Origin of the sequence: Serratia sp. ASV30, from assembly GCF_016428815.1 — a bacterium.
Lineage (GTDB): Bacteria > Pseudomonadota > Gammaproteobacteria > Enterobacterales > Enterobacteriaceae > Chania > Chania fonticola_C.
Window position 1 is genome coordinate 17,699 of sequence record NZ_JAELTL010000004.1, and the last position, 17,204, is coordinate 34,902.

General features: G+C 56.0%; 15 protein-coding genes and 4 tRNA genes. 6 read left to right on the top strand and 13 right to left on the bottom strand.

What is annotated here, in order from left to right; all coding sequences use genetic code 11:
• Positions 1-113: 113 nt before the first annotated feature.
• Both corA and ysgD read right to left on the bottom strand, forming a co-directional pair.
• Entirely contained in the window at positions 114-1,064 is a 951-nt protein-coding gene (gene corA / locus JHD74_RS02345; RefSeq protein ID WP_024529538.1) for a magnesium/cobalt transporter CorA, read from the bottom strand.
• 167 nt (positions 1,065-1,231) lie between these two features.
• On the bottom strand, positions 1,232-1,321 hold the full coding sequence (ysgD, locus tag JHD74_RS27025) for a YsgD/CorL family protein (protein WP_367651464.1): 90 nt from the start codon (positions 1,319-1,321) through the stop codon (positions 1,232-1,234).
• Between the two features lie 190 nt (positions 1,322-1,511).
• Here ysgD and JHD74_RS02350 point away from each other — a divergent pair, with 190 nt between their 5' ends.
• Complete coding sequence (locus JHD74_RS02350; RefSeq protein WP_199061522.1) at positions 1,512-1,985, top strand: WbuC family cupin fold metalloprotein; 474 nt, start codon at positions 1,512-1,514, stop codon at positions 1,983-1,985.
• A gap of 194 nt (positions 1,986-2,179) precedes the next feature.
• On the opposite strand, the gene uvrD is transcribed toward JHD74_RS02350, so the two are convergent.
• From uvrD to JHD74_RS02380, 6 genes are all read right to left on the bottom strand, one after another.
• Positions 2,180-4,342: a DNA helicase II gene (uvrD, locus tag JHD74_RS02355; protein ID WP_021181533.1), complete on the bottom strand. Its 2,163-nt coding sequence runs from the start codon at positions 4,340-4,342 to the stop codon at positions 2,180-2,182.
• Positions 4,343-4,419: 77 nt separating this feature from the next.
• Positions 4,420-5,136, bottom strand: a complete 717-nt coding sequence (gene yigB, locus JHD74_RS02360) for a 5-amino-6-(5-phospho-D-ribitylamino)uracil phosphatase YigB (protein ID WP_021807765.1) — start codon at positions 5,134-5,136, stop codon at positions 4,420-4,422.
• On the bottom strand, positions 5,136-6,047 hold the full coding sequence (gene xerC, locus JHD74_RS02365; protein ID WP_024529536.1) for a tyrosine recombinase XerC: 912 nt from the start codon (positions 6,045-6,047) through the stop codon (positions 5,136-5,138). The genes yigB and xerC overlap by 1 nt, the downstream gene beginning before the upstream one ends.
• Complete coding sequence (locus JHD74_RS02370) at positions 6,044-6,748, bottom strand: DUF484 domain-containing protein (protein ID WP_024529535.1); 705 nt, start codon at positions 6,746-6,748, stop codon at positions 6,044-6,046. The genes xerC and JHD74_RS02370 overlap by 4 nt, the downstream gene beginning before the upstream one ends.
• Positions 6,745-7,569 carry a diaminopimelate epimerase gene (gene dapF, locus JHD74_RS02375; RefSeq protein ID WP_021181537.1) on the bottom strand — a complete coding sequence of 275 codons (825 nt, stop codon included), beginning with the start codon at positions 7,567-7,569 and terminating at the stop codon, positions 6,745-6,747. The genes JHD74_RS02370 and dapF overlap by 4 nt, the downstream gene beginning before the upstream one ends.
• Before the next feature lie 69 nt (positions 7,570-7,638).
• Entirely contained in the window at positions 7,639-7,833 is a 195-nt protein-coding gene (locus tag JHD74_RS02380) for a lipoprotein (protein ID WP_282440812.1), read from the bottom strand.
• 78 nt (positions 7,834-7,911) lie between these two features.
• Between JHD74_RS02380 and cyaY the strand changes: the two genes are divergently transcribed.
• Entirely contained in the window at positions 7,912-8,232 is a 321-nt protein-coding gene (gene cyaY, locus JHD74_RS02385) for an iron donor protein CyaY (RefSeq protein WP_173410001.1), read from the top strand.
• 38 nt (positions 8,233-8,270) lie between these two features.
• Here the strand turns inward: cyaY and JHD74_RS02390 are convergent, their stop codons facing one another.
• A complete protein-coding gene (locus JHD74_RS02390) occupies positions 8,271-10,829 on the bottom strand; it encodes a class I adenylate cyclase (RefSeq protein WP_199061524.1) in 2,559 nt (852 codons plus the stop codon).
• A 314-nt stretch (positions 10,830-11,143) separates the two neighbouring features.
• Here JHD74_RS02390 and hemC point away from each other — a divergent pair, with 314 nt between their 5' ends.
• Genes hemC through hemY form a run of 4 tightly spaced genes read left to right on the top strand, consistent with a single transcriptional unit; the run spans position 11,144 to position 15,166 of the window.
• Positions 11,144-12,085 carry a hydroxymethylbilane synthase gene (gene hemC / locus JHD74_RS02395; RefSeq protein ID WP_161712661.1) on the top strand — a complete coding sequence of 314 codons (942 nt, stop codon included), beginning with the start codon at positions 11,144-11,146 and terminating at the stop codon, positions 12,083-12,085.
• Positions 12,082-12,822: a uroporphyrinogen-III synthase gene (gene hemD / locus JHD74_RS02400; RefSeq protein WP_199061526.1), complete on the top strand. Its 741-nt coding sequence runs from the start codon at positions 12,082-12,084 to the stop codon at positions 12,820-12,822. The genes hemC and hemD overlap by 4 nt, the downstream gene beginning before the upstream one ends.
• 22 nt (positions 12,823-12,844) lie before the next feature.
• Positions 12,845-13,969, top strand: coding sequence for a uroporphyrinogen-III C-methyltransferase (hemX, locus tag JHD74_RS02405; RefSeq protein ID WP_024529530.1), 1,125 nt, complete (start codon positions 12,845-12,847; stop codon positions 13,967-13,969).
• 3 nt (positions 13,970-13,972) lie between these two features.
• A complete protein-coding gene (gene hemY, locus JHD74_RS02410; RefSeq protein ID WP_199061528.1) occupies positions 13,973-15,166 on the top strand; it encodes a protoheme IX biogenesis protein HemY in 1,194 nt (397 codons plus the stop codon).
• A gap of 1,449 nt (positions 15,167-16,615) precedes the next feature.
• Here the strand turns inward: hemY and JHD74_RS02415 are convergent.
• The 4 genes from JHD74_RS02415 to JHD74_RS02430 all read right to left on the bottom strand — a co-directional run bounded on the left by JHD74_RS02415 (position 16,616) and on the right by JHD74_RS02430 (position 17,125).
• A tRNA-Pro gene (locus tag JHD74_RS02415) sits at positions 16,616-16,692 on the bottom strand.
• A 76-nt stretch (positions 16,693-16,768) separates the two neighbouring features.
• Positions 16,769-16,855, bottom strand: a tRNA-Leu gene (locus JHD74_RS02420).
• A 47-nt stretch (positions 16,856-16,902) separates the two neighbouring features.
• A tRNA-His gene (locus JHD74_RS02425) sits at positions 16,903-16,978 on the bottom strand.
• 70 nt (positions 16,979-17,048) lie between these two features.
• Positions 17,049-17,125: transfer RNA gene (locus tag JHD74_RS02430), tRNA-Arg, on the bottom strand.
• Positions 17,126-17,204: the final 79 nt, after the last annotated feature.

A 17,204-nucleotide genomic window follows, 5' to 3' on the forward strand; every position in this document is an offset into this window, starting at 1 on the left:
GCCGATAAGCAATGGGGATATTCTACCCCGGTTTAACGGGCGAAAGAGGGGATCATTGAAGATAAAATGGGGCGGTGGTGTAGACCACCACCCGAAGCGAACGAAAGCCGGATTTAAAGCCAGTTCTTGCGTTTGAAATAGAGATAAGGTGCCAATCCCGCCACGATCATCAGCGCAATCGCCCCAGGGTAGCCAAACGACCAACGTAGCTCGGGCATAAACTCAAAGTTCATCCCATAGCTTGAGGCCACCAGCGTCGGTGGCAGGAACACCACCGATACCACCGAGAAGATCTTGATGATGCGGTTCTGTTCAATGTTGATAAAGCCCATCGCCGCCTGCATCAGGAAGTTGACCTTCTGGAACAGCGATTCGTTATGCGGCAGCAGGGATTCGATATCGCGCAGCACTTCCCGCGCCTGTTCCAGTTGGCTGGTTGGCAAACGCGCCTTGCGCACCAGGAAATTCAGCGCGCGTTGGGTATCCATCAGACACAGGCGCACCTTCCAGCCGATATCTTCCAGCTCGGCCAGCGTGGACAGCGCTTCATCATATTCGTCGCCCTGGTGCCCTTCCATAATGACCCGGCTGAGCTTTTCCAGATCGCTGTAGACGTTTTCGATCTCGTCGGCCAGCTGTTCAATTTTAGTTTCAAACAGATCCAGCAGCAGTTCGTAGGCGTTGCCATCCACCATTCGTAAATTGCGCGCGCGCATCCGGTAAAGCCGGAAAGCAGGCAGTTCGCGTTCACGCAGGGTATACAGACGGCCATCGCGGATAGTGAATGCCACGGTAGAGTTGCCCGCGTGATCTTCGGCGTCTTCGTAGTAGAAAAAGGAGTGGATATGCAGGCCGTCATCGTCTTCGAAGAAACGGGCCGAGGCTTCGATATCATCCAGTTCGGGGCGTGTCGCCAGGCTTTGGCCCAACTCACTTTGCACGCGCTCGCGTTCGCCCTCCTCCGGCTCGACCAGGTCAACCCACAGCGACGAGGTCAGATCCTCTGAGTCATCCAACTCCAGACGGGATAAGCGGCTGTTATCTAATTTAAAAGCGCTTAGCATGTGCCAAAGCTCCCTAATGGTAACGGGGGTAGACAACGCATTGAAGCACAGAAAGCGAGGAAAGTATGCAATACCGGCTCGTTCCAGACCATGAAGAGATCTGACTCGGAGCGACGCTGGGGAGGGTCGCCGACAACCACGAAGGGTATCAGCGCAATGGGATAGCCTTAGAAGTTGTACCTGGTGTCCAGGTCTGTGAGCCAGTATCTACTGGGTGTGTCCAAGGCGTGTGTCCTCATTGAGATTCGTGCGCGCATGTTACGCCGAGAAGAAAAAGCCTGTCAACCGGTTAGGGCGGATAATCGCGCAACAATTCATCACGCTCGCGGCCGGTTTGTAACACACCTGCAACCTTGCTCATGCCTGATGGAAAACCTGGTCGCGATCTCTGACCGCGGCCAGGAATCTTGCTAAGATTAGCACACAGAAATATTGCGGATTGACGACATGAAACAGATTACCGCCCACGATTTGACGACCATGAGCGAACAGGCTGCCACACTGCCACGCCTGCGTGCCCACCGTACCTTGCATGAAGAGTTGAGCGATCCGGTGCAACGCCTGGCGATCGCCATGGAGCCTGGCACCTATATTCGCCCGCACCACCACCCGCAGACCTGGGAGTTACTCACCCCACTACGTGGCCGTTTCGTAGTGTTGCAGTTCAATGACGAAGGCGTGGTCACCCAACGCACCCTGCTGGGTGAAGAAACCAAGGTGCTGGAGATGCCGGCGTTTACCTGGCATGCCGTGCTATCTGTCGATCCAGGTGGCGTGGTGTTTGAAGTGAAGCAGGGCCCTTATCAGGCGCTCGGTGAAGACGATTGTATGAGTTGGGCTCCACCGGAAGGTGGCGAGGGGATCGAAGCGGTGATGCGCTGGTATGCCACTGCAAAGGTGGGTGACCGTTTCGCTCACTAAATTATTGCCCCCTCACCTTCTCCCACAGGGGACCGATCGAGTTGGCCTGAAAAAACGGTGATACATCATGGACTTCTGTTGACTCACCTTAGGAGAAGATAAACTCAATTTTTGCTGAGATTATCTTCTTGCTTCCAACAGAGCAGGGACTTTAGCTCCCTCTCCCTGTGGGAGAGGGTTGGGGTGAGGGGATGTTACACCGTTTCCAGCTTGGCGTAAGCTGCTACCAGCCACTTGATGCCTTCACCCTGAAACGCGATCTGCAACCGGCTGTGTTCACCGCTGCCTTCCAGGTTGACGATGGTGCCTTCGCCAAACTTGGCATGGCGCACGCGCTGTCCAAGCTTGTAACCAGTGTCGTTTTCACTGATCGGCGTCCCCATCCGGCGGTGGCTCACCGAGCGGGAGACGCTGGCCCGCAGGCGCACCTCCTCCACACAGTCTTCCGGGATCTCACCGATAAAGCGTGATGGTCGGTGATACACCTCTTTGCCATACAGGCGGCGGGTTTCCGCATAGGTCAGCGTCAATTTTTGCATCGCACGGGTCAGGCCAACATAGGCCAGACGGCGTTCCTCTTCCAGGCGGCCACCTTCGTCCAGCGACATCTGGCTTGGGAACATACCCTCTTCCATGCCGACGATAAACACCTGGCGGAACTCCAGCCCTTTTGCCGAGTGCAGGGTCATCAGCTGTACCGCGTCCTGATAGGCATCTGCCTGTCCCTCCCCCGCTTCCAGTGCGGCATGGGACAGGAAGGCCTGCAACGGCATCAGATCCTGATCTTCATCCTGGTAGCTGTATTGGCGCGTAGCCGTGACCAGTTCCTCAAGGTTTTCGATACGCGCCTGGCCCTTCTCACCCTTTTCCTGCTCATACATGATAAACAGCCCGGAATCGCGGATCACCCGGTCGGTTTGCACATGCAACGGCATTTCGGCGGTTTCGTGAGCCAGTGAGTCCACCAGCTCCAGAAAACGCTGCAGGGAGGACGCTGCACGGCCCGCCAGCACCTTATCTTGCAGCAGCGCACGCGTAGCCTGCCACAGCGTCAGTTGGCGGTCTCGTGCCGCTTGGCGCACTACGTCGAGGGTACGATCGCCAATGCCGCGCGTTGGGGTATTCACAACGCGCTCAAAGGCCGCATCGTCGTTACGGTTGGCGATCAGTCGCAGATAGGCCAGGGCATCCTTGATCTCCTGACGTTCGAAGAAGCGCATGCCGCCGTAAATGCGGTATGGCATGGCGGTTTGCAGTAAGGCCTCTTCCAGCACGCGCGATTGGGCGTTGCTGCGATACAGGATGGCACAGTCGTTCAGCGCGCCGCCGTTGTCCTGCCAGGCCTTGATGCGGTTAACCACAAAGCGGGCTTCATCCAGCTCGTTGAACGCACAGTAAATCGATATCGGCTCGCCTTCGGCCCCTTCAGTCCACAGGTTTTTGCCCATGCGCCCGTCGTTATTGGCGATCAGGGTGTTGGCAGCCTTCAGGATGGTGCTGGTCGAGCGGTAGTTCTGCTCCAGACGCACCGTTTCCGCACCGGGAAAATCTTTCAGGAAACGCTGGATGTTTTCCACCTGCGCACCACGCCAGCCGTAGATCGACTGGTCATCATCCCCCACGATCATCACGTTGGCCTTGCCCCCGGCCAGCATGTGGATCCAGGCGTACTGGATGCGGTTGGTGTCCTGGAACTCGTCCACCAGGATATTGGTGAAGCGCTCACGATAATGATTGAGGATATGCGGCTTGTTCAGCCACAGCTCATGGGCGCGCAACAGCAATTCGGCAAAATCGACCAGCCCTGCACGATCGCAAGCCTCTTGATAAGCCTGATAGATCCGCAGCCAGGTGGCTTCCACCGGGTTACCGTAGCTTTCGATATGCTGCGGGCGCAGGCCATCATCTTTCTTGCCGTTGATGTACCACATCGCCTGGCGCGGCGGCCATTGCTTCTCGTCAATGTTCAGCGCACGCACGATGCGTTTCAGCAGGCGCAGTTGATCTTCACTATCTAGGATCTGGAAGTCCTGCGGCAGGTTGGCGTCCATATGATGGGCGCGCAGCAGGCGGTGTGCCAAGCCGTGGAAGGTGCCGATCCACATGCCGCCCTGGCTGGTGCCAATCAGGTGTTCGATACGGTGGCGCATCTCTGCCGCCGCCTTGTTGGTGAAAGTCACCGCCATGATGGAGTACGGCGAGCAGTTCTCCACCGCCAGTAGCCAGGCAATGCGATGCACCAGCACCCGGGTCTTGCCGCTGCCTGCACCGGCCAGCACCAACAGGTTGCTGCGTGGCGCAGCCACGGCTTCACGTTGTTTATCATTCATGCTGTCGAGCAGGTCGGAAACGTCCATAGGCACCATTGATTGGTAAAGGGAAAGCCCGCTTCCACGCACTTTCCACTGGGAATTTATACAGAGTTCTGCTGGGATTATAACAATGCTGTCAGCGATGCCAACTGCGAAATCTCAATATGTGGTAGCAGACGGCTGTCAGCCACCTGCATCAGGCTGCGCTGACGGTCGTTGATCCAGCAGGCCTGCAAGCCCGAACGCAGCGCCCCGGCAACGTCGGTGGTCAGGTCATCCCCGACGTGCAGGATTTGTTCCGGCGCCACGCCCAACCTTTCGACCGCCAGTTGATACATATCCTGATACGGCTTGGCGCGGCCATCTGGCCCGGAGCGCAGGACAAACTGGAAGTATTGCTCCAAGCCGCACTGGGCCGGATCGGCATTGCCATTGGTGATCGCCACCAGCGGATAACGTTGCCCCAGCGCCCGCAAGGTAGCGTGAGTGGCTTCCGGCACATCGATCCGGCTACGCCACAGGGCAAAGTTCTGCATGGCGGCATCCGCACCGATGGACGCTTCAGCATCGCGCAGCCCCTGACGGCTCAACGCCAGGTGGACCGCCCGCCAGCGCCATTGGGTAACGTCGTGGTAAATCTCCGGATCCTGTTCACGCAGTTCCTGCCGCAAACGGTGGAAGTCCGCCGACTGGAAGTGGCTCAATCCCGGATGGTAGTTCTGCAAAAAGGCCACCGACTCATGCTCGGTCTGCTTGATCACCGGACGGTTGTCATACAGCGTATCGTCCAGATCGAAAGTCAGCGCGGCCAGCGGGCGTAACGGACGGTAAAAGTGCATCAGGATTTCCCTCGTTTGGCGCGTGGATGCGCGGCATCGTACACGTTCGCCAGATGTTGAAAGTCGAGGTGGGTATAAATTTGCGTGGTGGTCAGGTTGGCGTGCCCCAGCAACTCCTGCACCGCGCGCAGATCGCCGCTCGATTCCAGCATATGGGTGGCAAAGGAGTGGCGCAGTTTGTGCGGATGGATATGGCTGTTGACGCCCTGCTTGACGCCCCACTCGGCAAAACGTTTCTGTACGTTGCGCGCCGAGATGCGCTTGCCCTGATTGGAGAGGAACATGGCATCATCCTGCGGCGCGAACAGATCGCGCAGCGCCAGCCAGTGTTCCAGCCAGGTGACCGCCGTACGGCCTATCGGCAATTTACGTTCTTTGCTGCCTTTCCCCAGCACCCAGATCTCACCGCCGCCCAGATCGACATGGCGGCAATCCAGCCCCACCAGTTCGGCCAGACGCAGCCCGGCCCCGTACATCACTTCCAGCATTGCGCGATCGCGAACTGCCAGCGGATCGTTAAGATCGATGTTCAGCAGCTGGTTCATTTCATCGACGTCGATATTCTTCGGCAAATGACGGCCACTGCGCGGTGTGCGGATGCCTTTGGCAGGGTTGGCGCTTATCACGCCCTGGCCGACCAGCCAGTCCAGAAAACTGCGTAATGCAGAAAGGCGCAGCGCCAGGCTGGAAGACTGTAACCCGGCGCGCTTACTCCGGGCTGCCAACTGACGCACTCTGGCGGCATCCAGCATCGGCCATTCACTGATGCCCAGTTCGCCTGCCATGGCGATCAATGCCTGCAGCTGGCGCGAATAGCTGATCTGAGTCAGTGGGCTGAGTTGCCGCTCCACCTTTAAATAACGCAGGAAAGCGTCCACCGGCGGTTGCAGGTTGGCCGCTACGCTGGTCATGCGCGTTCTATCCAGCGTTCCAACAGTTTTGGCAACATACGCGCCAGTTGGCCGAGCATCACGGTGCCCATCCCCTGTTGATAATGTTGAGTATCGCGGCTGCTGAAGATCACCATGCCGAGATCGCCCTGCTCCCCCAACAACGACAGCGCCACGGAGCCAACCTGTTTGGCCTGCGGCAAGAGCAGCAGCAGTTCGGGGCCATTAAGGTTGCCGAGGTAGTGATAGCGATCCCCCAGGCGTTGAATTCGCAGCGGCTCAAACGCCGAGCGCGCCAGGCCAAGATGGGTGAAGTCCGACGGTGCGCCAATATTCCAGCGATCGGCAAACAGGCGGATATTCGCCCCCGCCAACCCAAACCCGCGCGCCCAACGCTGTAAGCGGTTGAGCATATCCTGCAGGCTGCTGGCGGTGGCCAGGTCGGCCTGTAGATGCAGCAGGCTGCCAAACAGCGATTCGTTAGCGCTGGCCTGCTCCATCAGCAAGGTGATCTCTTCTTCCAACTGGGTGATTTGGTTGCGCTGGCGCGCCAGATGCCACTCCACCAACGATACCGTGCCCCGCACCGGGTGAGGCACTCGCATCTGTTCAACCAGCCGCGCATTGCGCATAAAGAAGTCCGGATTCTGCATCAGAAATTGCATCACCGAGTCATCATCAAGCTCAACGCCCGTGGCTATCCGATCGTCAACCTGCTTCATAAGTGAATAAATCCGTCATAAACATGGGTGGCCGGGCCGGTCATAAATAACGGCTCTCCTGGCCCTTTCCAGCGGATATGCAGGCTACCGCCGGGCAGTTCGACATGCACCTCTTCCGCCAGCAGCTCTTGCTGAATGCCCACCGCCACGGCGGCACAGGCACCACTGCCACAGGCCTGAGTTTCACCGGCACCACGCTCATAAACCCGCAGTTTGATGTGCTCACGGCTCACCACCTGCATAAAGCCGATGTTGGCACGTTCCGGGAAGCGATCGTGTCCTTCCAGCACCGGTCCCAACAGCTCCACCTTGGCAGTTTTCACGTCGTCCACCTGCAACACACAGTGTGGGTTACCCATTGAGACTACGCCGCACAGCACCGTATGTTCCGCCGCGCGCATAATGTAGGTCTTTTCCGCTTTGGTGGCGCGAAACGGCACAATCTGCGGATCGAAATTCGGCTCGCCCATATTGACGCACACCAGGTCATCATCGGTGACGCTCAGGATCATGCGCCCGGTCTGGGTGCTGACGCGGATATCACGCTTGTTGGTCAAGCCTTTCAAGCGCACAAAGCGGGCAAAGCAGCGGGCGCCGTTACCGCACTGGGCCACTTCACTGCCGTCAGCATTGAAAATGCGGTAATGGAAATCGAGTTCAGGATCGTACGGCGGTTCTACCACCAGCATCTGGTCAAAACCCACGCCCAGATGCCGGTCGGCCAGACGGCGGATCAGCTCAGGTGAAAAGTAGACGTTCTGTGTAACCGCATCGACCACCATAAAGTCGTTGCCTAAACCGTGCATTTTGGAGAACTGCATATCATACTCCGCTATCTGGACGACGTACCGTCTGATACTTATGGTGGCATCAACCACCCTAAAGGCTCATTACTGATTGATCATCGACGGTTGCTGCTGAGTGCCAGCGGGTTCTTGTTGGTTTTTGCTAACGGTACCTGCACTGGTTACCGGTTGCTCTGCCGGTTTGTCCTTCGGTGGAAAATACAGCGGGCCCTTCAGGCCACAGCCAGAGAGCCCGGCCAGCAAAACGGCCATCAGCGCATAGCGTAGTTGTTTTTTCATTTGCATTAATGCCTGTAATTCATGCGTCCAAGCTCACTATAATCGCAGGTGGATCATGAAAAGCAATAGGAATCGAATATGAACGATAGTGAGTTTCACCAGTTGGCCGACCAACTGATGCTGAATATTGAACAGACCCTGGACGATTTTGATGGTGATGCGGATATCGACTACGAAACCAACGGCGGGGTGATGACGCTAAGCTTCGAAAACGGCAGCAAGATTGTGATCAACCGTCAGGAGCCGTTGCACCAGGTGTGGCTTGCCACCAAGGCCGGAGGCTATCACTTTAACTATCGTGACGAGAGCTGGCATTGCGATCGCAGCGGCCGGGAATTTTATGAGTTACTGAGTGAAGCGGCCAGCACACAGTCCGGCGAGACGGTCAGCTTCAGTTGAGTTCTGCTGAGGGGCGCAAGCGACTGCGCCCTCGAGCATTAATGCAGCTGGAACTGTTGCTTCAGAGGCTGTGCGGCATTGCCGTCGGCGACCGTGATACACAGGTTCGACAGCGCATTGCTGCGGAATGGGATCACCTGGATGCGCCCATCGAGATGGACTATCTGATAGAACTGCGGCAGGTTGAAGTTGATAAAGCTGGAGCCGTAGGTAAAGCGATCGTGTGAGGAGGAATAGAAGCGGCTGACATCGCGCACCAACTCCTCTTTGCTCCCTTCACAATGGTGATACACCTCAACCCGGTTCGACTCATCCAGAATGTAAATGTTGAAGCCTTTATCATCCGTGGTGTCTTCAAAGAAGAACTGGATAATCCCCTCACTGGCAAAACCATCGACTACCGGTGGCAAATGCACCTGATCGGTTTCTACCTTGATCGACAGACCATGCAGTTTGTTGTTGGAGATAGCCCCATAGAACTCCACGGCGTTTTCCAGCTTCTGCACCGACACGCTCAGGCGTTCGAAGAACAGGCCCCAGGTTTGCCCGGCCACACGCACCGCTTTAAACCGGCCCGGCTCCAGGCGAGTGCTGGAAAGACGCAGCTCGATGCATTCGGAAACCAGCTGTTGAATGCGGGTACGGATCAGGCCACGCAGGTGCTGGCTATAGCAGAATACCTCCACCGATTCCGGCGGTGCAGCATCCTGATGCATCTTGCCCAGAATGGTCTTCAACGCTTCAAGCACCGACTGCTCACCGCTGAAATGCAGGGTACGCACTTCGTTCCATGAGTTGCGGTACAGCAGATCGATACTGCCAACCAGGCATTGCTGCTGTTGGCCAAAGCTGAACACGTCCAGCTTGCGGAAATCGAAATGCACCACCTGATTACGGAAGGCCGCCGTCGGGTCGTTTTCCAGGTTGACGATAATCGCCAGATGGCGGATTTCGCACGGGCTGTAGAGCGCTTTCGGCGTCGGAGCGGCCAAGCGCAGCGGGAAATGGTGCGACACGTCGGTAACCAGTTCCTGCAGTTTGGCGGTGTCGCAGATATTGCCGCTCTTGATATGCAAGCGGGTGCGTGAGGTGAGCAGGCCGTTGAAGTAAGCCCAGGCCACCAACTTGTTGAGATAGCGGTTATATTCCAGCGGCTGATGGCTGACGATCGAACTCATCTCCGGTGCCTGATTATACAGGTACCAGCCGGTGCGGTTGGCACGGCCAATCGGCACGTGAATAAAGGTCAGGTCGTTTTCTGACAGGTCTGGCGAAATTTGCGGGTTCACCAGCGTCACCTTACCCGGCAGTGCCTCAAAGGCCGCGTACAGTTTACGGGTCAACACTCCGATATCCTGTGGGCTGGCACTGACGCTGAGATTGTTGCGGCGAGCGAAACGGATCAGGTTGCGATAGCTTTGCATCATCGCATCCAGCAGTTCGTTATGGGCTTCGCGCACCCGTTCGATCTTCCAGTTAGCCCGGTTATCGAGGATCTCCAACCGCTCTTCGTCCCAGCCCCACTCACTGACCAGTTGGCTGAGGATTTCCCGCCGCCAACCGATAGTGGCGTTGTTGGATTGCGACAGCTTCTCGCAGACCTTCAGATAGAAGCAGCGGCGAACCAGGTCAAGGCGGGTGGTGTCGTTGATTTCAGTCAGGTAGTGGGTGACGCGCTCCAGCATCATGCAATAGGCATCGAGGCCGAAGCAGACGATCTCCCCCTGGTGCAGACGATGCTTGATCCCCATCGCCAGCAACTGCGTTTTCGGGTATTCCCATGAATAGGCTTCGAGCAGCAGGGTTTTCAGCACCGCCTTGTAGGGCGAATCGATGCTCTTATACAGCTGCCACAGGCTGGCACCGAAGTACTCTTCCGCAGAGAGCGTGCTCAATCCGCCAAGATCCAGCCACTCATTCGGGGTTAATACCCCCTGGGAATAGAGCGAAAGCACATATTCATCGTAATGCGCTTCCTCTTCGCCCGGCACCATGTTCCACAGGATACGTTTCCCTGCCAGGCGTACGGCCGTGCGGTAGAACTCATCGAGCAACAGAATATGTTGGGTTGAGCCGCAGTCTTCACCGCCCAGGCTGCCGCTTTCGTTGTGGCGGAAGCGGTTTTCGTCGATCAGGAAGAAGCTGACTTCCACCCCCATCGAGGCCGCCCATTTCTCCAGCAGGCTGCATTTTTGCTGCAGGCGGCTGCGTTCTTCATTGTCTAGCCAGGATTGGTGGCAGACCCAGATATCCAGATCCGAGGTGCAGCTCTGGCCGATCGAGGAGGTGCTGCCCATGGAATAAAGCGCCGTAATCGGCAGTTCGCCCGTGGCCATTTTTTCAAACGGGCTGCCCCATTTGTCTTCTAGATCATTGAGATAAGCTTGTTGGGTTTCATCAGGCGTGTAGATACAGATGCCATGGGGAACGTTACCGTTGAGGTAGCCCGGCATCAGTGGGTGATGGTGGTGCAATAAGGTAGGCAGCAGACTGTAGACCCGTTGGAACGCGGGCTTCATGGCCGCCAGGGCACGATCGACACGTAGTTGGTTGATCGCATCCAGTCTTTGTTTCAGTGTCTCGATGTAGAGGTACAAGACGTCTCGCCTGATTATCCCGATGCTTGAAAAAAACCCGTATTCCCGCTGCGTCTTTAGTTTAGAAGAATTTTTGACGACTTATTGCTGGAAACGTGATCAATCTAACACCTTGCTGATTGACCGTAAAGGAGGTAAAGCGACACACTTATCCTAGCGCTTCTATAAATGATTTACCCGCAGTGTGAACTGCCGCCAACTTCCCCTCACGCCCCTTTGATTCCGTTGTCCTTTCTCCGCCTGTGGCTTCTTGCACTGACAGTTTTGATCCTCAGTGGTAGGATGGACGGCGAATTATAAAAACGGTAACCAGCATGTTAGACAAAATTATTCGAATTGCCACCCGTCAGAGCCCACTTGCCCTATGGCAAGCACACTATGTTCAGCAGCGTCTGATGGCTAGCCATCCGGGCCTGCAGGTGGAACTGGTGCCTATGGTCACGCGCGGCGACATCATTCTGGATACGCCGCTGGCCAAGGTTGGCGGTAAGGGCCTGTTCGTCAAAGAACTTGAGCTGGCTCTGCTGGAAGGCCGGGCAGACATTGCCGTGCACTCAATGAAAGACGTCCCCGTCGACTTCCCCGCCGGCTTGGGGCTGGTCACCATCTGTGAACGTGACGACCCGCGTGACGCTTTCGTCTCCAATAACTTTGCCTCGCTCGATCAACTGCCGCTAGGCAGCGTGGTAGGTACCTCCAGCCTGCGCCGTCAATGCCAGCTGCGTCGCCGTCGCCCGGATCTGATCGTGCGCGATCTACGGGGCAACGTCGGCACAAGGTTGGGTAAGCTGGATAACGGCGATTACGACGCCATTATTCTGGCCGTGGCCGGGTTAAAACGTCTGGGCCTGGAACAGCGTATCCGCTGCCCGCTGAGCGCGGAAGAATCCTTGCCTGCGGTCGGCCAGGGTGCGGTCGGTATCGAATGCCGCCTTGACGATGACGTCACCCGCGCTTTGCTGGCCCCTCTCAACCATCGCGAAACCGAAATCCGTGTCCGCGCCGAACGGGCGATGAACACCCGGCTGGAAGGGGGCTGCCAGGTTCCCATCGGCAGCTATGCCGAGCTGACAGGCGATGAACTGTGGTTACGTGCGCTGGTCGGTGCCCCTGATGGCAGTCAGATGGTCTGCGGTGAACGCCGTGGCCCGTCGGCACAGGCTGAGCAAATGGGTGTAGAACTGGCTGAAGAACTGTTGGCTGCCGGTGCCCGTGAGATCCTGCATGACGTTTATCAGGGAAATCCTCCTGCATGACTATTCTGGTAACCCGCCCTTCTCCCGCCGGGGAACAACTGGTGAGCCGCCTGCGCGCACTTGGCCGGGTTGCCTTTCACGCGCCGCTGATCGACTTCGCCCCCGGTAACGATCTTGTCCGCTTACCTCAGAGGCTGGCAGAGTTGCAGGCGGGCGATTTGGTGTTTGCCCTATCGCAGCACGCCGTCAGCTATGCCAGTTCGGTCATCAATCGGGCCGGGCTTCAATGGCCTGGCCAGTTGTCCTATTATGCTATTGGCCGCACCACCGCACTGGCAATGCATCGCATCAGCAGCCTGCCGGTAGACTATCCGCGTGAACGTGAAATCAGCGAAATGCTGTTGTTGCTGCCCGCGTTGCAACAGCTCACCGGTAAACGGGCGTTGATCATGCGGGGCAACGGCGGCCGCGAACTGCTAGGCGAGACGCTGGCTGAGCGGGGTGCAGTGGTAAGCTATTATGAATGTTATCAACGCAGCCCGGTGCACTATGATGGCAGTGAGCAAAGCGCCCACTGGCAACGTGCCGGTATCAATACGCTGGTAGTGACCAGCGGCGAAATGTTACAACAGCTCTATACTTTAGTTCCTGATTACTATCGCTCTTCGTGGCTGTTACGTTGCCGCCTGATAGTCGTCAGTGAACGTCTTGCTACCCTTGCCCAGGAGCTGGGTTGGAGCACGATTCGGGTAGCTGAAAACGCAGATAATGACGCGCTGATCCGCGCGCTACAATAACCTGACTATGGGATGTGCCACTATGACGGAACAAAACACTCCATCCGCCGCGGTTGAAGAATCAAACCCAGCGGTTGAGAGCCCCCAGCAGCCAGCCGCTGACCACCGGAAAGGTAAGAACACCGGCCCGGTATTGGGTGCGATTGCCATCGTGCTGGTCATCGCTCTGGGTGCTGGCGGCTATTATCACACGCACCAGCAGGCGCAGACATTGATCGCCGCCAACCAGGCCTTGCAGCAACAGTTGGCAGAGCTTAAGCAGAGCCAGCAGCAGGAAAAGAGCGCGCTGGAAGGCTTGCTGCAACAGCAGGGGAAAACGCTGGAGGCCACCGATCGCGAGCAAACCTCGCTGGTGCGTCAGCTCAATGAACTGCAAGATAAGGTTGCCACCATTTCCGGCAGCGATGCCAAAACCTGGCTGCTGGCACAGGCGGACTTTCTGGTGAAAATGGCAGGCCGCAAGCTGTGGAGCGATCAGGATGTCACCACCGCGGCTGCGCTGCTGAAAAGCGCCGACGCCAGCCTGGCAGAGATGAACGATCCGAGCCTGATCGATATTCGCCGCGCCATCACCGAAGATGTCGGCACCCTTTCCGCCGTGGCGCAGATCGATTTTGACGGCATCATCCTGAAGGTCAACCAACTGTCCAACCAGGTCGACGACCTGCGTCTGGCGGATAACAACCGTGACGAACGGCCAATGGATGAAGACGACGGCGAGCTGTCCAGTTCGTTGAGCGAATGGCGTCAAAACCTGACCAAGAGCTGGCACAACTTTATGGCGGACTTTATTACCGTCCGCCGTCGCGATAGCAGTGCCGAACCGCTGCTGGCGCCGAATCAGGATGTCTATCTGCGTGAGAATATCCGTTCGCGCCTGCTGGTTGCCGCACAGGCGATCCCTCGTCATCAGAACGAAGTGTATAAACAGTCGCTGGAAACGGTATCGACCTGGGTACGCGCCTACTTCGATACCACCGATCCGGCTACCAAGGCATTCCTGGAAGAGTTGGACAACCTGAGCCAGCAATCGATCTCCATGGACGTACCGGGCCAGCTGAAAAGCCAGCCGATGCTGGAAAAACTGATGCAGACCCGGGTACGTAATCTGTTGGCCCAGGCCCCTGCCACTCACCAGGAGGGATAAGCCATGTTACGCGTGTTATTCCTGTTTCTGGTGCTGATTGCCAGCCTGGTGCTGGGGCCGATGCTGGCCGGGCACCAAGGCTATGTGCTGATCCAGACCGACAATTACAACGTCGAAACCAGCGTGACCGGTCTGGTGATTATGGCAGTACTGCTGTTCCTGGTGCTGTTTGTCATCGAATGGATCCTGCGCCGCGTCTTCCGCACTGGCGCGCGCACCCGTGGCTGGTTCCTTGGCCGCAAACGTAGCCGCGCCCGTAAGCAAACCAAAGAGGCGCTGATCAAACTGGCGGAAGGGGATTACAAGCAGGTAGAGAAACTGCTGACCCGCAATGCCGATCATGCCGAGCAACCGGTGGTGAACTACCTGCTGGCAGCGGAAGCTGCACAGCAACGTGGCGATGGCTTCCGCACCAACCAGTATCTGGAGCGTGCCGCCGAAGCTGCCGATACCGATCAGTTGCCGGTAGACATTACCCGCGTGCGTATTCAGTTGGCGCAGGGTGAAGCCCATGCGGCACGGCACGGCGTCGATCGCTTGCTGAACCAGGCACCACGTCATCCGGAAGTGCTGCGGTTGGCGGAGCAGGCTTATCTGCGCACCGGAGCTTATGCCTCACTGCTGGAAATTCTGCCTTCGATGAGCAAAATCAACCTGCACAGCGAAGAAGAGCTACAAGCTTTACAGCAGCAGGCCTATATCGGCCTGATGAATCAGGCCATGGCCGATGAAGGCAGTGAAGGGTTGAAGCGCTGGTGGAAAGATCAAAGCCGTAAAATTCGCCACGAAATCCCGCTACAGGTCGCGATGGTGGAACATCTTATTGAGTGTAATGACCATGAACTGGCACAAAGCATTGTGCTGGATAGTCTGAAGCGCCAATACGATGAGCGGTTGGTGTTGTTGATCCCACGTATCAAGTCTGGCAACCCGGAGCAGTTGGAGAAAGCGTTACGCCAACAGATCAAGCAGCATGGTGCGACGCCGTTGCTTAACAGCACACTGGGTCAGTTACTGATGAAGCACGGTGAATGGCAGCAAGCCAGTGATGCGTTCCATGCGGCACTGCAACAGCGGCCAGATGCGTATGACTACGCCTGGCTGGCAGATGCGTTGGATAAGCTGCACCGCAGCGACGAAGCCACACAGATGCGCCGTGAAGGGCTGATGTTAACGCTCAAGCAAAACGGCGAGTAACTTCCCCGGTTGGCTTGTCAGGGCTCAGCATGCCGTGCTGGGCCCTTTTTTTTGCCTGCAACTTTCCTTGGGGCAAAAAAAAACACTTGCCGCGAGACAAGTGTATAAAAGAAGCAATCAGGTCTAGGACAACTGGGTGGTGCCTCACTCAACGTTTTGCCCGGAGTGTGATGAAGCCGTTGCAAGCAACCCTTTCATCGTTCAGGTGGGCAATAGGCACCCTAAAATCGGCTCTGCATCATTCCTGGGTTTATGAGGCCTAAGGCGAACATAAGAAGTGGAATGAGCATCTACGATAGAGATATTGCACTTGGCGTGCCAACTTTTAATTTCTCAGTGCCAACCGGCAAAAATTTAACTCATCATTTTGAATTTAAACGATTTAAAGTTATCTCTATTAACCCTCTGATTTTTCCCTCCTGTTCGCTGCGATTTGCCCCTCTACGGATCCTGTCGCCTTAAAACGACGGGTTAATGAAAAGTCTTTTTTATTGATTAAAATCATCAGGTTAAATGTCTCAAACTGACGACAACAGGCATACCCATAAAGGACAAAAGGAGACAGGTTGAAATTTCGTAGGGTTTGCCAAGATAAAGCCGCTCGATAAAACGACTCGCGCTAAAATAAAACGTCGGTTTAATATTTTTGTGAGATACATCACAAAATACTTGATCGATTTGGCGGCCGAGTGTAGCCTATTTGTGTGACATGAATCACACTATCAATGACTCTCTGGGGACTGCCACTATGAAACTGATCAACAAAATCATCACCGCTTTCAATAACGTAGACTTCTCATTCGGCACGATCAATCTCTGATTGCCGACGTAACGCCTGCCTGAAATAAAACGACTGTTATCTGGGGCAAGAATGGCATGATGCCGATATGCTCCAGAAGTCGTTGCGCTGTTTATCCTCCATTTTGCACCCTGCCATTTTTCCAGCGCTTATCTCTGCTTCCTTCTGATCATTCCCTTGTAAGGCCGGCTCTAAAGTCGTCTGTTTCCCCTCACCCCAACCCTCTCCCAAAGGGCGAGGGGGCTGCCCTGAGCCCTTGATTAGCTCGTGCGACTTCGGAAAGTGATGTAAGAAGGAGAAAGGCAAGGTATTACACAGAGAATCAACGAACTCGATCGTACCGCTTCGGAGAGTAATGTAAGAAGGAGAAAGGCAGGGTATTACGCAGAGAATCAATGAACTCGATCGTACCGCTTCGGAAAGTTATCAGTAAGAAGAAAGTCCGGGTAATACGCAGAGAAATCAACGAGCTCGATCGGTCCCCTCTCCCTGTGGGAGAGGGTTAGGGTGAGGGGCCAGCACGATATCTCAGGTATCGGACACCCACCATTTCCGCCAGGATAAAAAGCAAAAAACCCGCTCATCGCTGAACGGGCTACACAAATTCCAGACGTAAAAAAACCTGCTTAAAAAGCAGGTTTCTTTGAAATTGGTCGGCGAGAGAGGATTCGAACCTCCGACCCACTGGTCCCAAACCAGTTGCGCTACCAAGCTGCGCTACTCGCCGATTTCTTGTTGCTGATACTACCGAACTTTCCAGCCTATGTCTATGTAAATATTAAATTTATCAGACATTTTGTGTGTGGTGCGAAGAGAGGGACTTGAACCCTCACGTCCGTAAGAACACTAACACCTGAAGCTAGCGCGTCTACCAATTCCGCCACCTTCGCACTGTCACAAAACAGCTTTCAATTCTTTTACTTTACCCTAGGTAAAGTGGGGTGGCTAATGGGGCTCGAACCCACGACAACTGGAATCACAATCCAGGGCTCTACCAACTGAGCTATAGCCACCATAACTACTTTATCTACTGCTTACTTCACGCGGTAATCATACCACCGCAGCTCCTGCGCACAAAATTAATGGCGCGCCCGACAGGATTCGAACCTGAGACCTCTGCCTCCGGAGGGCAGCGCTCTATCCAGCTGAGCTACGGGCGCGTAGCGCCGTTGCGGGTGGGGATACTACGGTTTTATGCCCATCCTGTCTAGTGCTTTTTCTCAGAAATGTTGAGTTCGC

What these genes read in the sequence shown, in the direction of transcription:
- JHD74_RS02380 (WP_282440812.1), bottom strand. Translation starts at nt 7,833, where the DNA reads ATGAAAAAACAACTACGCTATGCGCTGATGGCCGTTTTGCTGGCCGGG.
- uvrD (WP_021181533.1), bottom strand. Translation starts at nt 4,342, where the DNA reads ATGGACGTTTCCGACCTGCTCGACAGCATGAATGATAAACAACGTGAA.
- hemY (WP_199061528.1), top strand. Translation starts at nt 13,973, where the DNA reads ATGTTACGCGTGTTATTCCTGTTTCTGGTGCTGATTGCCAGCCTGGTG.
- xerC (WP_024529536.1), bottom strand. Translation starts at nt 6,047, where the DNA reads ATGACCAGCGTAGCGGCCAACCTGCAACCGCCGGTGGACGCTTTCCTG.
- JHD74_RS02350 (WP_199061522.1), top strand. Translation starts at nt 1,512, where the DNA reads ATGAAACAGATTACCGCCCACGATTTGACGACCATGAGCGAACAGGCT.
- JHD74_RS02370 (WP_024529535.1), bottom strand. Translation starts at nt 6,748, where the DNA reads ATGAAGCAGGTTGACGATCGGATAGCCACGGGCGTTGAGCTTGATGAT.
- cyaY (WP_173410001.1), top strand. Translation starts at nt 7,912, where the DNA reads ATGAACGATAGTGAGTTTCACCAGTTGGCCGACCAACTGATGCTGAAT.
- hemX (WP_024529530.1), top strand. Translation starts at nt 12,845, where the DNA reads ATGACGGAACAAAACACTCCATCCGCCGCGGTTGAAGAATCAAACCCA.
- dapF (WP_021181537.1), bottom strand. Translation starts at nt 7,569, where the DNA reads ATGCAGTTCTCCAAAATGCACGGTTTAGGCAACGACTTTATGGTGGTC.
- corA (WP_024529538.1), bottom strand. Translation starts at nt 1,064, where the DNA reads ATGCTAAGCGCTTTTAAATTAGATAACAGCCGCTTATCCCGTCTGGAG.
- ysgD (WP_367651464.1), bottom strand. Translation starts at nt 1,321, where the DNA reads ATGCGCGCACGAATCTCAATGAGGACACACGCCTTGGACACACCCAGT.
- hemD (WP_199061526.1), top strand. Translation starts at nt 12,082, where the DNA reads ATGACTATTCTGGTAACCCGCCCTTCTCCCGCCGGGGAACAACTGGTG.
- hemC (WP_161712661.1), top strand. Translation starts at nt 11,144, where the DNA reads ATGTTAGACAAAATTATTCGAATTGCCACCCGTCAGAGCCCACTTGCC.
- yigB (WP_021807765.1), bottom strand. Translation starts at nt 5,136, where the DNA reads ATGCACTTTTACCGTCCGTTACGCCCGCTGGCCGCGCTGACTTTCGAT.